The following is a 15,969-nucleotide window of genomic DNA, read 5'->3' on the forward strand; positions in this document are numbered from 1 at the left end:
TATGTTAAATCATAATACTTCACCATTTTATATTCTTAAGTCGTTAAAATCGAACTTCGCATTACTAAAGAGTTTAATTGCGAGAGATATAAACTCAAAATACAATGGCTCTTATATTGGAGTACTATGGTCCATTATCACACCAATAGTTATGTTGGCCATTTATACTTTTGTTTTTAGCGTTGTATTTAAAGCAAAATGGGGTATTAACAGCAACTCAAAAACCGAATTTGCACTGGTCCTGTTTGCAGGGATGATTATTTTTAACCTTTTTTCCGAATGCATTGCCAGATCGACATCCTTAATATTGCAAAATGCAAACTACGTTAAGAAGGTCGTATTTCCATTAGAAATTCTGGTGCCAGTGTGTTTAGGAAGTGCATTATTTAATTTTTTCATTAGCTTTTGTGTCTGGCTAATCGCATATGTAGTTTTTTTTGGTGCGCCTCATCTCAGCATGTTGCTTTTCCCACTAATCTTATTACCCTTTCTTTTCTTTGTCTTGGGTTTAAGTTGGTTTTTAAGCGCATTAAGCGTTTATGTAAGGGATATCGCACAATTTATTAATTTAATCATTACTGTTTTACTGTTTATGTCACCTGTTTTTTACCCTGTCACAGCGTTGCCCGAAAACTATCGTCATTATTTATTTATAAATCCGCTGACTTATTTCGTTGAGTCATTCAGGGCAGTGATTTTCTTTGGGCAGGGTGTTGATCAATTCTTACCTTATTGCTATTTAGCCTCACTCTTTGTTTTATGGTTTGGGTTCTATTTCTTCCAAAAGACACGAAAAGGATTTGCTGATGTCATCTGAATATGCCATTAAAGTTGAAAATATAAGCAAGTGCTATCATGTCTATGACAAACCGGTAAATCGTTTAAAACAAATGTTTTCAGGCGCTCAGGGAAAATATTACAAAGAGTTTTGGGCTCTTAAAAATATTTCGTTTGAGGTTAAAAAAGGTGAAACGGTTGGGATTGTTGGTAAAAATGGTAGCGGTAAATCGACATTATTGCAGATTATTTGCGGTACATTGAATCCCACATCAGGTTCAGTGGCAACCAATGGCCGGATTGCAGCGTTACTGGAACTAGGTTCAGGTTTTAACCCGGATTTTACGGGTAGGGACAACGTTTATCTTAATGCTACTCTGTTGGGATTATCAAAAACTGAGATTGACGAGAAATTTCAGAGCATCGTGGAATTTGCAGATATCGGCGAGTTTATCGATCAGCCTGTTAAAACCTACTCCAGCGGTATGATGGTTCGTTTAGCCTTTGCGGTTCAGGCCCAAATTGAGCCAGAAATCCTTATTGTTGACGAAGCGCTGGCAGTTGGCGATGCAAAATTCCAGGCCAGATGTTTTGAAAGGCTGAAACAACTCAAAGAAAGCGGGACCAGCATATTGCTCGTTACTCACTCAACTGAGCAAATTGTCACGCATTGTTCAAAGGCTGTTTTGATCGACAGCGGTGTGGTTAAAGATATTGGTAAGCCACGCGATGTGACCAACCATTATTTAGATTTGCTGTTTGGTAAAACCAAAAAAACGGCTAATAGTGATAATTCTGGAAAAGAAATTAAACAGATCGATATCGTTGAAAGTGAAGAGGGTATCAGCGTATCAGAAGATGTCTTTTTATCACGTCCGGTATCTAACCACCTGAGTTATCGATGGGGAGATAAAAAAGCCCTAATTCTCGATTATATTTTAACTGATGGCGAAAATATTTATCCTGCAACAGTAAAATCTGGGGCCCGGTTGACGCTTTCAGTATCAATAAAATTCATCGAAACTATTTTCAGACCAATCCTTGGCTTCACGGTTAAAAATAAAGAAGGTGTGACCGTCTACGGAAGCAATTCTGAGTTACTTGAATTCCAGGATATTCAACACGCAGGCAATAAAGATTCTGTTGAAATTATTCGCATGGAATTTATCTGTAATCTTGCACCGGGCGATTATTTTATATCCCTTGGTGTAGCCAGCAAAGCTTCGGAAGATGTTGAGCCTCACGATAGACGATACGATGCTATCCATATCTATGTCGAGCCAGACAAAAAAATGTTTGGCCTATCAAATATGCACTTGAAAATGAACAAGACCGAAAGGAATGGCTAATTCCATGAGCAATTTATTCGACGCAAAAAAATATGTTTTTGATGATGAATCAGGCGTATATAAAAATCCTAATTATCAAAGCATAAAGTATAGTGATGGCGATCAGATTGAGGAAAATATTTATTCCATCATCACCAGTGTAAAAGATGTTTCTGTACTCTCAGACGAATTAAAAAAGCACTGTACCGATTGGCCGACTATCTATCATCTTGGTTCTCAACGTTCAAATATCCTACGCCCATTTGCCAAAAAATTGAGCAATGTTGATGTTCTGGAAATTGGCGCTGGTTGCGGGGCTATCACGCGTTATCTGGGGGAATGCGGAGCAAATGTTCTGGCCCTTGAAGGATCAATCAGACGTGCGCGTATTGCTCGTTCGCGCACCCGTGATTTGAACAATATAACGTTATTAGCGGAGAAGTTTTCTGACTTTCAGACTGAATCAAAGTTTGATGTCATTACCTTAATTGGTGTTCTTGAATATGCGAATTTATTTACTGATTCAGTAAACCCAGCAAAAACAATGCTGGAAACTATTCGGCAAATGCTCAAGCCTGATGGTATTCTGATTATCGCTATCGAAAATCAATTAGGTTTAAAATATTTTGCTGGGTCGCCAGAGGATCATGTCTGGAGAATTATGTATGGTATCGAAGGTCGATATACAAAAACTGATCCTGAAACGTTTGGCAAAGACGCTATTACTCGTTTAATCAAGAGTGCTGGTTTTAGTTCACAGAAGTTTTTTGCTCCCTTCCCAGATTATAAAACCCCTAATTCAATTGTTTGTGAATCGGCCTATGATGTTGCAGGATTTAATGCATCAGCCTTTGCATCAGAAAATGCATTAAAAGATTATCAGCTTCCCAATTATCTCTTTTTCTCGCAAGAAAAAGCCTGGAAAGTGATTCATGATAATAATCTTGCTATGGATTTGTCTAATTCATTTTTGATTGTTGCCGGTCCGGATAGCATAGTCGATAGCGTTATTGATCAGGAAGCAATTGCGTTTCATTATAGTACCGCAAGAAGTAGAAGGTTTTGCAAACAAAGTATTTTCAATACAAACGATAATAACTCAATTGAAGTTATCACCGAACGTATGGTCCCAAACGGGCAGCAAATCGAACAGGTTGATAACTTAATTAACCAAATCTCTCCCATTACATCGTACATTAGCGGTCAGTCTTTGAACGATCGTATTTCTGAAATCGTTTCTAAAGACTATTGGCAGTTAGATGATTTTATATCTATTCTAAAAGATTATATCGTTTATATTATTAAACTCCATTCTTTTAATGAGTATGAATATTCACCAGAATTTCTTAAAAATGAAGTGGATGGCGCGTTAATTGATTGCATTCCTCAAAACATAATATGTGATAATAAATCTGGATGGCAATTAATCGATCAAGAGTGGAAATATATTGGCAATATTTCTTTAAAATGGTTGCTGTTTAGAGTTTTACTGATAACCATCCAGTCTAATACCCGATTTGGTTATAATGAGCATGTGAACGATCTTAACCGACATCAGTTTGTGAAACTATGCTTTAATGCTCTTGAATATAATATTTCAGATGAAGAGCTCGATACGCTAGGTATTTTTGAAGCGGACTTACAAAGTCAGGTTACCAGTATTGATAAAGAAAAATTGCAAAGTTGGTATTCAACACAATTAATTAAAACTCGTCCATTGATTGAAGACGTAATGCAATTAAAAAATAACCATGCTAACCTGCTACATGAAAATGATACTTTTAAACATGAACTTGATTCTTTAAAACTCGAAATAGATACATTAAAAGAAGAATTAGAAGATAGACACTTGTTTATTGCTGGTTTAACTAACAATTTAAACGATAAATGTACTTCTTTTGATGATCTTTCATTAGAGAAAGAAGAGCAGCAAAGTGGCATCTATGCTCTTTATAATGAAATTGAGCATTTGCGTTTGAATGAGCAACTATTAAAAGCATCATTGAGTTGGAAAGTCACGTCTCCACTAAGAAGTGTGCGAACGGCTATAAAAAAAGTTAAATCCTACGCCTCTAACAAATTATATAGTAGCCCTAATAGTAAATTAAATTATGTTATTATCCGTGGCTATAAAGGCGTACGTAGGCACGGTGTAATCAAATCAGTTCCTCTTTCAGTAAAAACTGCCTGGACTTTATCAAATAACTACTTACGTAAAGTTAATAAGAATAAGCTTTATGCTCGAAGAATTGATGAGATTGAACAACTCATAAAAAATGAGAAAAATTTCATAGATTTATTTCATGTTCCTATGGGATGGAATACTCCTTTATTCCAACGTTTTCAACATCTCTCGCTTCAGTCTGCACAATTAGGCGGGCTGGCGCTTTATGGGGGACATATTCAGGTAGATAAAGATCTGTTTGTATATGATAAAACTAAGGATGATGTTTATGTTTTCGATGCGTTGGACGCCATTATTAACCAACGCATCAAAGAAGCCCTGAACGCTAACAAAGCAGCAGTAAAAGTCGTTAGGGTTCAATCCATTGATATGGCAACTTCGATCGATGAACTGATCAAGTTCCAGGAAATCGGCTGTAAGGTCGTATACGAATACATTGATGAAATTAGCGAAGAGATTATCGGTACTTTCCCAGAGTTTGTAGTAGAGCGTCACAAATGGATTCTGAGCAATGAATCGATTTATGTCGTTGCGACAGCAACGAAGTTGTACGAAGAAGTAGCAACCTATAGAAACACAAATATGCTGCTCTCTACTAATGGTGTTGATATAGGTCATTGGCATACCACACCTAAGTCAGTACCGAGCGATCTTGCTAATATTATTACTAAAGGCAAAACAATTATTGGTTATCATGGTGCTCTTGCTAAGTGGATTGATTACGAATTACTAAATAAGATTGCCGCTAACGATAATTATATTTTATTACTGATTGGCTATGAGCATGATAGCTCAATGAGAGAAAGTGGATTACTGGAACGAGAAAACGTATATTTTCTTGGAAGTAAATCTTATTTTGAACTTCCGCAGTATGCTTATTATTATGATATCGGCATTCTTCCATTTAAAAAATATAAGCTTACCGAGTCTGTCTCACCGGTGAAACTATTCGAGTACATGGCGTTAGGTAAACCTATTGTAACCACTGATCTTGTTGAATGTCTCAAATATGAAAGTTGCTTAATTGCTGAAGCTGAAGATCATGAGGCATTTGTAGCAAATCTTGCAAAAGCGGTAACGTTAAAGAGTAATGCTGAATATCAACTTACTTTACAAAATGAAGCGGTTGAAAACTCATGGCAGTCTAAAACCGTCGATTACTTGCAGTTAGTTGGTATTCACGTTAATAATGTTGTAAACAAGGGGTAATAAATGAAGTCTAAGCTTTATCAAACTATTAAGCATATTTATTGGCAATTGCCATTCAGTGATGATAAAAAAGAGGCTTTCATCGGGAGCATCAGAAGAAGAATGCGCAATGCAGTAAAAGATGATAGCGACATTACCCCTAATGACCGAATCGCACTTAAAGATGCTTATATTAAGCAGGTGCTTGATTCTGCAAAGCCTGAATCTGAAGAATATGTAGCAGAAACAGAGGCTGAATATGTGCGTCAAGATACCGATGCTAAAGTCATTGCATATTATCTTACTCAATTTCATCCTAATAAAGAAAATGATGAATGGTGGGGGAAAGGTGTTACCGAATGGAATAACGTCTGCCGCGCTAAGCCGCAATTTGTTGGTCATTCTCAGCCAAGATTGCCGGGTGAATTAGGTTTTTACGATCTCCGTTTAAAAGAGAATATGTTAAGGCAAGTCGAGCTTGCTAAAAAGTATGGGGTTTATGGATTCTCCTTTTATTATTATTGGTTTGATGGCGCTCGTTTATTAGAGCAACCTCTTGATTTATTCATGGATAACCCAGACATTGATATACCTTTTTCTCTGTGTTGGGCTAATGAATCCTGGACTCGCCGTTTTGATGGGACTTGCGGTGAAATTTTAATGAAGCAAAGCGATAGCGTAGAAAGCTACAAGGCATTCATTGAAAGCACGATCAGATACATGCAGGATCCTCGATACATTAAAGTTGCAGGTAAACCTGTGCTTACGGTTTATCGCCCTTCCTTTATCCCAGACTGCAAAAATGTTCTTCAACATTGGCGTGAAAAGTGCCGTGAAGCAGGGATAGGCGATATCCACATCATTGGTGTTAAAGAACATACCTGGGATCAGGACCTTATTTCTTTAGGTTTCGATGCACAAAGTGAATTCCACCCTGGTACGGTATTTAAGCACTGCAAAGACATCACCACCGAAATTGACTTTATCCAGCCGAAATTTGAAGGCCTTGTTTTAGATTATAAAGATATTGTGGTTGAGAAAAAGTATTTCAAATATAACCATAATAAACTTTATCGAGCCGTTATGCCAATGTGGGACAACACCGCACGGCGTAACAATAAGGGTATGATTTTCCAAAATTCATCACCCGCTTTGTATAAGCAATGGCTTGAAGATGTCATTACAGAATCTTACCATCGTGACGATCTTGAAGATAACCTGATTTTCATTAATGCCTGGAACGAATGGGGTGAAGGTGCCTATCTGGAACCAGACCGTGAATATGGTTATGCCTTCTTACAAGCCACCAAAGATGCGGTTGAATCTAGTCGCAAATAGGATTAGCGAGATATCATATGAAAATAATGTGTGTTATTGGCACTAGACCTGAAGCAATAAAAATGGCGCCGGTAGTTAATGCCTTTAAAAATTGTGATGATTTTGAGGTTTGTGTATTAGCCACAGCCCAGCACCGAGATCTTCTTGATCAGGCTTTTTCGTTATTTGATATCAAAGCTGACTATGATCTCAATATCATGCAGCCAGGCCAGACTTTACCTGAACTGACGTCCAGGCTGATTGTAGGCATTGATAAGATCCTTACGGAAGCAAAGCCTGACTTAGTTATTGGCCAGGGTGATACCACAACGGTGTTTGTCACAGCATTAGCCTGTTTCTATCAGAAAATTCCTTTCGCCCATCTTGAAGCTGGATTGAGAACTCACGATCTCTATTCACCATTTCCTGAGGAAGCGAACAGGATACTAGCAGGTAATCTTGCCTGCCTGCATTTTGCTCCAACCGATGTTTCGAAAAATAACCTTCTTCGTGAAGCAATGAATCCTGAACAAATTTTTGTAACAGGTAATACCGTTATCGATGCTTTGTTGGCCACTGCGCAAAAAGATTTTCCATTGGAAGTAGATATCCCTGAAAATAAACGCATGGTACTCGTTACCTCGCACCGGCGCGAAAATTTTGGGCAACCTATTATCAATACATGTCAGGCTATACTTGAGCTGGTCAATAAATATGATGATATTTGTGTTGTATTCCCGGTGCATCCAAACCCAAATATCCGTAGTGTGGTTGATCAATATCTGCTTAACCATGATCGCATCAAACTGGTTTCTCCGTTCGATTATGGTCCTTTCGTCTCCGCGATGAAAAAAGCCTATATCATTTTGACGGACTCTGGTGGCGTTCAGGAAGAGGCTCCGGCGTTAGGTAAACCCGTTCTTGTTTTACGAAGAGATACCGAACGGCCTGAAGCGGTGACTGAAGGTGTGGTTAAATTAATCGGCACCGAGAAGGAAGATATTATTAACGAGGCGTCAATTCTTCTTGATAATGTTGATGCTTACCGCGCAATGGCTAAAGGTGCTTCACCTTACGGTGACGGGAAATCAAGCGAGAGAATTGTTCAGATAGTTCGTGCGTATTTTGAACAGGTTAAAAGTTGAAACTCGTTTATTTGTCTCCTGTCCCCTGGGCGAGCATGAGTCAAAGACCGCACTATTTTATCCAGCATGCATTGCATGCTGGAATTAGTGAGGTGCTTTGGATTAATCCTTATCCTGGACGCCTTCCTGGCTTGCAGGATTTTGTCCCGGGTAGACATGCTGAAGAGCCATCAGGTCGTCTCAAACTCGCTCATCTGCATATCGAGTCCGTACGGCCAATCTTTCCTGTAGAACCCTTTCACCATCTGTTTAAGCTTATTAATTATAAAACTCTGAAGCAAACGATTGAAAAAATTGTCGATTTCAAAGACGAAAAAACGATAATTGCTATTGGTAAACCTAGCCTATTAGCAATCGAGCTTTGTAAAAAACAGTTATGGCACCAAATTATATTTGATGCTATGGATAATTATCCTGCATTTTTTACCGGTCATTCTTCTAAAAGTATGCTTAAGAATGAAGAGGTCATTGCAGATTTAGCTGATATCATTATTTGCACTAGCCACCCTTTACAGGGAAAATTCTCTCAGAATGCCTCAAAAGTGCATTTATGCCTTAATGCTTGTACCCCTGGATTCGCGTTAAAGAGAAATAATGATATAGACCTTTCTAAGGATGCTTTGACGTTTGGCTATGTTGGTACGATTGCCAGTTGGTTTGACTGGGACTGGGTTATTGAGCTGGCAAGTTTACATCCATCGCATAAAATTCGACTGGTAGGCCCTTTAAAAACATTAAAGCCAAAGGAGCTACCTGCAAATATTTTCTTTGAAAAGGCGATTTCTCATGACGATGTCCCAGAGTTTTTAGCAGAGATAGACGTTGGGCTTATCCCTTTCAAAAAGAATTCGATTACCCACTATGTTGATCCAATAAAATATTATGAGTACCGTTCGAATGGATTACCCGTGCTTTCGACTCCGTTTGGAGAGATGAGCTGGCATCATGCTGAACTCGAAAGCAGCAATACTCTTTGTCCATTTGAGGTGCCCAAGCATTCGCTTTATTTTGGCCCGTCCGATACCCATCATATAACCTGGGATATGCGATTTGCTGAATTATTTAAAAATAGCATAATGAAATTGGTATAAGTGATCTGAATGAACAAAGCAGCAGAATTAACAATTTCTTTGGTTGTCTATAAACCATTACTGGAACAACTGAGTGAGACATTACAAAGCTTAGCGCTGAGTTTATCGCATGTAAGTATCTCTTATCATGTTTTCATTATTGATAACACTCCAGAAAACGAATTATCTGCTGTCAATCAAGAGTTTTTGGCTGGTTTTTTTAATCCCAGCACCTTTACATATATTCGGCAGAAAACCAATATAGGATTTGGCAAAGCTCATAACTATACACTAGGGTTAAATTCTAAATTTCACTTAGTATTAAATCCAGATTTAACCATGAGCAAAGATGCGCTTGAGAAATCTATTGAATACCTTTCAAAAAATACTAATTGCGGTCTGTTAACACCGCATGTAACTTGGTCAGACGGTAAAGTGCAGCGTCTGTGCAAAAAATATCCTTCTGTATTTATTTTATTACTTCGTGGTTTTGCTCCACAGAGTATTAAGCGCTTTTTTAAATCTAAGCTTAATGACTATGAAATGGTGAATGAGATAGACAACCATTCTGTATACATAAACCCGCCGATGGTGAGTGGCTGCTTTATGTTTTTTAGGACAGATATATGGAATAAATGCGCTGGTTTCGATGAGCGCTACTTTCTTTATTTTGAAGATTTTGATCTAAGTATTAGAGTTAAAAAATTCTGTGATATTGCTTATGTACCGCAGGTCAGTATTATCCATCATGGCGGGTTTGCTGCGCGAAAAGGTATTAAACATATACTCCTGTTTTTTAAATCAATGATACTTTTTTTTAATATACATCATTGGAATTGGTTTAAATAATATATAAATTGATAAATAATGATGTTAATTATGGTTGTATATAGATTAATTTGCTACCACATTGCCAGTCATTTATGCCCACGATAACTGGACTATTAATTGTGATTTTAAAAGAATTTGGATGTTTTTTGGGTGCGTTTACAAGTTATATTTTAATTTGAAATATATTTTATCAGTTTTCCTTTATTCGATCCGCGAGCTTATCGTAACCCTATTAATAGGGTATTTAGTTTGTGTTATTTTATTAAACTGAAGTGTTTCCTTTGAATGCAATTAAAACCCAAAGTTGATTGAGTGTGGTGGTTACATACACAGCATGATAATGATAGCCCTAAATTATTTAATGTTAACAACCAGATATTATTAAGCTCTTATATTTTTTTGCAATTATGTTAATTTTCAGTTTAGTTTTCGTATTATCTGGTTTATTTTAGACTCTTATAAACACCTGACAGGAGTACATAATGTCCAAGCAACAGATCGGCGTTGTTGGTATGGCAGTAATGGGGCGTAACCTTGCGCTGAACATCGAAAGCCGTGGCTATACCGTATCCATTTTCAACCGCTCCCGTGAAAAAACCGAAGAAGTCGTTGCCGAAAACCCGGGCAAAAAATTGGTACCTTACTATACCGTTCAGGAGTTCGTTGAGTCTCTGGAAACGCCGCGTCGCATCCTGTTGATGGTTAAAGCGGGTGAAGGTACTGATAAAGCAATTGAATCCCTCAAACCTTATCTGGATAAAGGCGACGTCATCATCGATGGCGGTAACACCTTCTTCCACGATACCATTCGTCGTAACCGTGAACTGTCCGCTGAAGGCTTTAACTTTATCGGTACCGGGGTTTCCGGTGGTGAAGAAGGGGCCCTCAAAGGTCCTTCCATTATGCCTGGCGGCCAGAAAGAAGCGTATGAGCTGGTTGCACCTATCCTGAAACAAATTGCAGCCGTTGCGGAAGATGGCGAACCGTGCGTGACTTATATTGGCGCTGATGGCGCAGGCCACTATGTGAAGATGGTTCATAACGGCATCGAGTACGGCGATATGCAGCTTATCGCCGAAGCATACTCCCTGCTCAAGCATGGCCTGAACCTTTCTAACCCGGAACTGGCAGAAACCTTTACCGAGTGGAACAAAGGTGAATTGAGCAGCTACCTTATCGACATCACTAAAGACATCTTCACAAAAAAAGATGAAGACGGTATCTATCTGGTCGATGTGATCCTGGATGAAGCAGCTAACAAAGGCACCGGTAAATGGACCAGCCAGAGCTCTCTGGATCTTGGAGAGCCGCTGTCCCTGATCACTGAGTCTGTATTCGCACGTTATATCTCTTCCCTCAAAGAGCAACGCGTTGCGGCATCCAAAGTGCTGAGTGGTCCAGACGCCAAGCCGTTTACAGGCGACAAAGCAGAGTTCATCGAAAAAGTTCGCCGCGCACTGTACCTCGGCAAAATTGTTTCTTATGCTCAGGGCTTCTCTCAGCTGCGTGCTGCCTCTGAAGAAAACAACTGGAATCTGAACTACGGTGAGATCGCAAAAATCTTCCGTGCCGGTTGCATTATTCGTGCTCAGTTCCTGCAGAAAATCACCGACGCTTATGCAGAAAATCCGTCTATCGCTAACTTGCTGTTAGCGCCGTATTTCAAAAAAGCAGCGGACGATTATCAGCAAGCACTGCGTGATGTGGTCGCTTATGCCGTTCAGAATGGTATCCCGACACCAACCTTCTCAGCCGCTATCGCATACTACGACAGCTACCGTGCTGCCGTGTTGCCTGCTAACCTGATTCAGGCGCAGCGTGACTACTTTGGTGCGCATACCTATAAGCGTACCGATAAAGAAGGCGTGTTTCATACTGAATGGCTTGAATAAACAAGCTTCGTAAAATTAAGCCATTTCATCTTGAAATGGCTTTTTTATCTGATTATTTTAAGCACCTATCTCTAAAAGATGACGCATACTATTATTTCATTGCGTGTTTGATAATTTTGTTCGTTGGAGATTTAATGGAATGCCGGAATTTACAAGGGCAACTATAAATCATAAACTTGCTGTAGTCATTCCGAGTTATAAAGTAAAAAAACATATACTTTCCGTTATTTCTAGTATTGGTCCGGAAGTTGATAAAATCTATGTTATTGATGATCATTGTCCCGAGAAAAGTGGACTATATGTAGAAGAGCACTGTAACGACCCACGCGTTAGTACTCTTTTTCATAATATTAATCAGGGGGTTGGTGGCGCTGTAATAACTGGTTATCAGGCTGCAATTAAAGATGACATAGATATTGTTATCAAAATTGATGGCGATGGGCAGATGGACCCCACATTGATTATGGATTTTGTGAGGCCTATTATTGATGGCGAGGCTGATTATACTAAAGGAAATCGCTTTTTTAATCTTGAAAAAATCAAGGTCATGCCTAAGATTCGCTTGTTTGGCAATGCAGTTTTGTCATTAATAACAAAATTATCTTCTGGCTACTGGAATCTTTTTGACCCAACAAATGGATTTACTGCGGTTCATACCTCGGTTATTAAAAATTTACCGCTTAATAAGTTGAGCAAGCGTTATTTTTTTGAAACAGATATGCTTTTCAGACTTAATATATTACGTGCAGTTGTTATCGATATACCTATGGATGCTAAGTATGGCGATGAAGTCAGTAACCTAAAAATTTCTAAAATTCTCAAAGAATTTACCATTAAGCACATTTGCAATTTCTCAAAAAGAATTTTCTATAATTATTACTTAAGAGATATGTCTTTAGCATCGATTGAGTTACCTGTGGGCTTATTTTTCATTTTGTTTGGCGCTATCTTTGGGATTTATAAATGGAGCGATTCCTTAAATTATGGCTTAGCGTCAACGCCCGGTACAGTCATGTTGTCTGCTCTTCCTGTTATGCTTGGATTGCAACTTGTTCTCGCATTCTTAGCCTATGATATCAATTCCGTACCTGATAAAGTCTACCATCGCTTAAGAAATATTCACCGCCAACGTCATTGAGAGATAACTATATGATCAAAGAAGATAAAGCATGGCTTGAATACCGAGAGCGATTTGCTTCGGTTTATGATGAATCTAACTATTCAAGCTCGCTTCAAATGAAGGTGATGCATGCCAGTCATAAACTTATTGAAAAGCCGTTTAATTCAAATGCATTTTTTCAAAATGTGTTAGAGGTTGGGGCGGGCACTGGCGAACACCTGAATTTTGTAAATCATAAATTTGACAGTTATACGCTTAGTGACATGGATTCAAAGACGTTAGAAGTGGCTAGCAATAAATTAGCAAATCATCCTTTATTTGAGCAGATAAAATTTGAAACGCAGGTTGGCGAGCAGTTGAGTTATCCGGATTCAACATTCGATCGCATTATTGCTTCACATGTTTTAGAACATATTTATAAACCTCATTTAGCGATTAAAGAGTGGGCGCGCGTTCTCAAGGATGGAGGTACTCTTTCTATTCTGATTCCTACCGATCCAGGAGTGGCATGGCGACTGGGGCGTCACTTTGGTCCGCGCAAACGCGCGATTGCGCAGGGTATCGCTTATGATTATGTGATGGCGAGGGAGCATGTGAATTCTTGTAATAACCTAATTGCCATTCTTAAACACTATTTTCATTCCTCACAGGAAGCATGGTGGCCTTTTCCGGTACCTTCCATTGATTTGAATTTATTTTATGCATTTCACGCTACTGTTAAAAAAAGCGATTTCATATAATGATTTATATATATGCAATAATTTGCGTCATAGGTATTGCAATTGGTCAAATTCTTTTTAAATTAAGCTCCATAAGTTTAGCCTCTACTGGTAGCCTATTTACTCCTAAGGTCTTACTGCCACTCAGCGTAGCGGTATTTCTCTATGGGCTAACAACGGTAGGCTGGGTGTGGATACTTAAATATATTGAGCTTGGAAAGATATATCCAATCATGGCTTTATCTTTTGCAATTGTTCCAATAGGTGCATATTTCATTTTTAATGAACGATTTAATCTTCAGTACGGAATTGGAATTTTGTTAATCATTTCAGGTATTATTCTTTCAACAAACAGATGAGTGATTAGTAGCACGTTACGGGTTCTTACAATTATAAGAGTATTAATAATGGCACTGATGAGATCTATTTTATCTGTCTTCATTGTATTTTTTGCTGGATGGACAATTGCTATTCAGTTCTCAGTGTTATCGTCTCTCAATTTAAAATATGCCATCTACCTTGGAACCGGGCTGATAATTTTATCTTTAGCCATGTATGCTCTGATAGCGTTCAAAGATAAAGTCATTGAGAGCACGGTTATCAACAATTTGCCTGGCAAAGAAACTACTATTGGCACTTCGACTCAACACCTCTCTCATTTAAAATTATTTATAATAATTACTACACCTTTTACTATTTGTATCTCATGGATGCTATTTTGGACATTATTAACCCTTGTTTTAGTGCATTCTTTTCTTTCTAAGAAAACGCTTACCCATTATTCTGAGTATGAATATATTAAATCCATTAAACGAGTTGAAGTGCTGGCTTTCATTACTGTTGTGATATTCTCAGTACTGATAGCCTTAATGGTGTCAAGGAGCGATCTTGATGATTCCTTCTATGTTGCAGTGGCAGCATTTCATTCTTCGCATCCAATGCACAGTATTTTGTCTTCGGACCCAATGCTAGGTGAACCATCTTTACCTCTCATTTTCCCCAGTTATCGTTTTGCTTCCTTTGAAATGCTAATCGGCGCGTTAGGCTATTTATTCCATTGGCCCGCAATGGATTTTTATTACATTTATCTGTTACCTTTTTGGGTATTTTTGGCTATTACCGCTTTTTTTTTATTAGCGCGACAGTATACCGCCCGCTACTGGTGTGTAGCTGGGGTTATCACTTTTTTGTTAATTATCCTGCTCGGCGAGATGCCGCGTTCTTCCGCTAACTTTTCATTTGTCAGGCTATTTCAAGGAAAGGCTGTTTACTGCTCTGTAATTGTGCCCGCCATTTTTTATTATGCCTCTCGTTTCTTTTCACCTACAGGAACTCGCACCGATTTATTCATACTTTACTGCTGCCCGGTAGCGGCTATTGGCTTGACTAATTTCGGGATGCTTGCCGCGCCGTTAGCATTTATCACTGCTATTGCTATGAATTTATATTTATATGGTTTTAATAAAAAGAAAGCTGCTTTGATTGTTATTGCGTTGTGTATACCGGTTCCTTATCTTATTACAGTTGCCCTGGAATCAAACAGCTCCATAATAATGGATTATGCTGTTGAAAGCCCTGAAGTTATTTTCATTTCGATTTTTGGAAAAAGCCAGGTCTATTTAGTTTCTTTTCTGATATTAGCTGGCTCAATTTTGGTAAAGGATAAGAAACTGGCTTCATTTATTATCGTGCCGTCATTGATATTTTTTGGGTTTTATTTGAATCCGCTGGTGACTCCTCTATTGGCAAAATATCTTACAACCCCACCTGTATATTGGCGTACGATTTGGACATTTCCTGTATTGAGTGTCCTGGCGCTAATAATCATTGTATTGTTTAGCCCGAAGTTGCGTATAGGAATATCAAGGCTACAGAAAACGCTTTTGTTTAGTGTTTTTACGGGATTAATTATATATTCTCTTCCCCAAAATACTTTACGAGCTGCAAACAATGACGGCCAGTTTTCATTTGCATCCTGGAAGATTAAAAGCCAGCATCTTCTGGTATCTCAGCAGAGCATTCAGGCCTACCCAAATAAGGGAGTATTGTTAGCGCCTGAAGAAATCTCGGGGGTTATTTCCCGTTTCGAGAATCATCCGCCATTAATTGGAACGCGTTTCTTTTACTTTGATATGCTGAAAACGCCTGAAACTGCGAACAGTGAGAAATGGGAATACCGTAAACTTTTATTCAGCTTTGTTGCGGCTAGCCCAACCGAACCAGAGAAATTAAAGACAGCATTGAGAGATATGAACATTTCAGTCATTGTTAAACAAAGCTATGTTCAAAACCCTTCAGAAGTTAATTTTTTGCATGACCTGGGATATCACCTTGTCAGAACTGAAAGCGGCTATAATATCTGGCAATTAAAATAAATTCTCTATCATGATAGGAATT

General features: G+C 38.4%; 12 protein-coding genes. All 12 read left to right on the forward strand.

The genetic code is table 11. The annotated features are described in order from the left end of the window. Window position 1: 1 nt before the first annotated feature. On the forward strand, window positions 2-817 hold the full coding sequence (locus tag RT120_RS07070) for an ABC transporter permease (RefSeq protein ID WP_312981177.1): 816 nt from the start codon (window positions 2-4) through the stop codon (window positions 815-817). After that, window positions 807-2,126 carry an ABC transporter ATP-binding protein gene (locus RT120_RS07075; RefSeq protein ID WP_312981183.1) on the forward strand — a complete coding sequence of 440 codons (1,320 nt, stop codon included), beginning with the start codon at window positions 807-809 and terminating at the stop codon, window positions 2,124-2,126. The genes RT120_RS07070 and RT120_RS07075 overlap by 11 nt, the downstream gene beginning before the upstream one ends. A 4-nt stretch (window positions 2,127-2,130) precedes the next feature. After that, window positions 2,131-5,499 (forward strand): methyltransferase, encoded by a 3,369-nt coding sequence (locus tag RT120_RS07080; protein ID WP_312981186.1) that lies wholly within the window; start codon window positions 2,131-2,133, stop codon window positions 5,497-5,499. Between the two features lie 3 nt (window positions 5,500-5,502). Continuing rightward, the gene (locus RT120_RS07085; RefSeq protein ID WP_312981189.1) at window positions 5,503-6,816 is read left to right on the forward strand and encodes a glycoside hydrolase family 99-like domain-containing protein; all 1,314 of its coding nucleotides are present in this window, start codon (window positions 5,503-5,505) and stop codon (window positions 6,814-6,816) included. 17 nt (window positions 6,817-6,833) lie between these two features. Beyond that, on the forward strand, window positions 6,834-7,940 hold the full coding sequence (gene wecB / locus RT120_RS07090; protein ID WP_312981192.1) for a non-hydrolyzing UDP-N-acetylglucosamine 2-epimerase: 1,107 nt from the start codon (window positions 6,834-6,836) through the stop codon (window positions 7,938-7,940). A gap of 35 nt (window positions 7,941-7,975) precedes the next feature. Beyond that, window positions 7,976-9,031, forward strand: coding sequence for a glycosyltransferase (locus RT120_RS07095; protein ID WP_312981194.1), 1,056 nt, complete (start codon window positions 7,976-7,978; stop codon window positions 9,029-9,031). Window positions 9,032-9,040: 9 nt separating this feature from the next. After that, on the forward strand, window positions 9,041-9,859 hold the full coding sequence (locus RT120_RS07100) for a glycosyltransferase (RefSeq protein ID WP_312981201.1): 819 nt from the start codon (window positions 9,041-9,043) through the stop codon (window positions 9,857-9,859). A gap of 464 nt (window positions 9,860-10,323) precedes the next feature. Further along, window positions 10,324-11,733: an NADP-dependent phosphogluconate dehydrogenase gene (gndA, locus tag RT120_RS07105; protein ID WP_312981210.1), complete on the forward strand. Its 1,410-nt coding sequence runs from the start codon at window positions 10,324-10,326 to the stop codon at window positions 11,731-11,733. A gap of 139 nt (window positions 11,734-11,872) precedes the next feature. Beyond that, window positions 11,873-12,871, forward strand: coding sequence for a glycosyltransferase (locus RT120_RS07110; RefSeq protein ID WP_312981213.1), 999 nt, complete (start codon window positions 11,873-11,875; stop codon window positions 12,869-12,871). A gap of 11 nt (window positions 12,872-12,882) precedes the next feature. Continuing rightward, a complete protein-coding gene (locus RT120_RS07115; protein WP_312981215.1) occupies window positions 12,883-13,593 on the forward strand; it encodes a class I SAM-dependent methyltransferase in 711 nt (236 codons plus the stop codon). Beyond that, window positions 13,593-13,931 carry an EamA family transporter gene (locus tag RT120_RS07120; RefSeq protein ID WP_312981217.1) on the forward strand — a complete coding sequence of 113 codons (339 nt, stop codon included), beginning with the start codon at window positions 13,593-13,595 and terminating at the stop codon, window positions 13,929-13,931. Before RT120_RS07115 ends, RT120_RS07120 begins: the two co-directional genes overlap by 1 nt. 48 nt (window positions 13,932-13,979) lie before the next feature. After that, a complete protein-coding gene (locus RT120_RS07125) occupies window positions 13,980-15,947 on the forward strand; it encodes a DUF6077 domain-containing protein (RefSeq protein ID WP_312981219.1) in 1,968 nt (655 codons plus the stop codon). Window positions 15,948-15,969 lie beyond the last annotated feature (22 nt).

It is taken from the genome of Atlantibacter sp. (genome assembly GCF_032062175.1).
Taxonomy (GTDB): Bacteria; Pseudomonadota; Gammaproteobacteria; order Enterobacterales; family Enterobacteriaceae; genus Atlantibacter.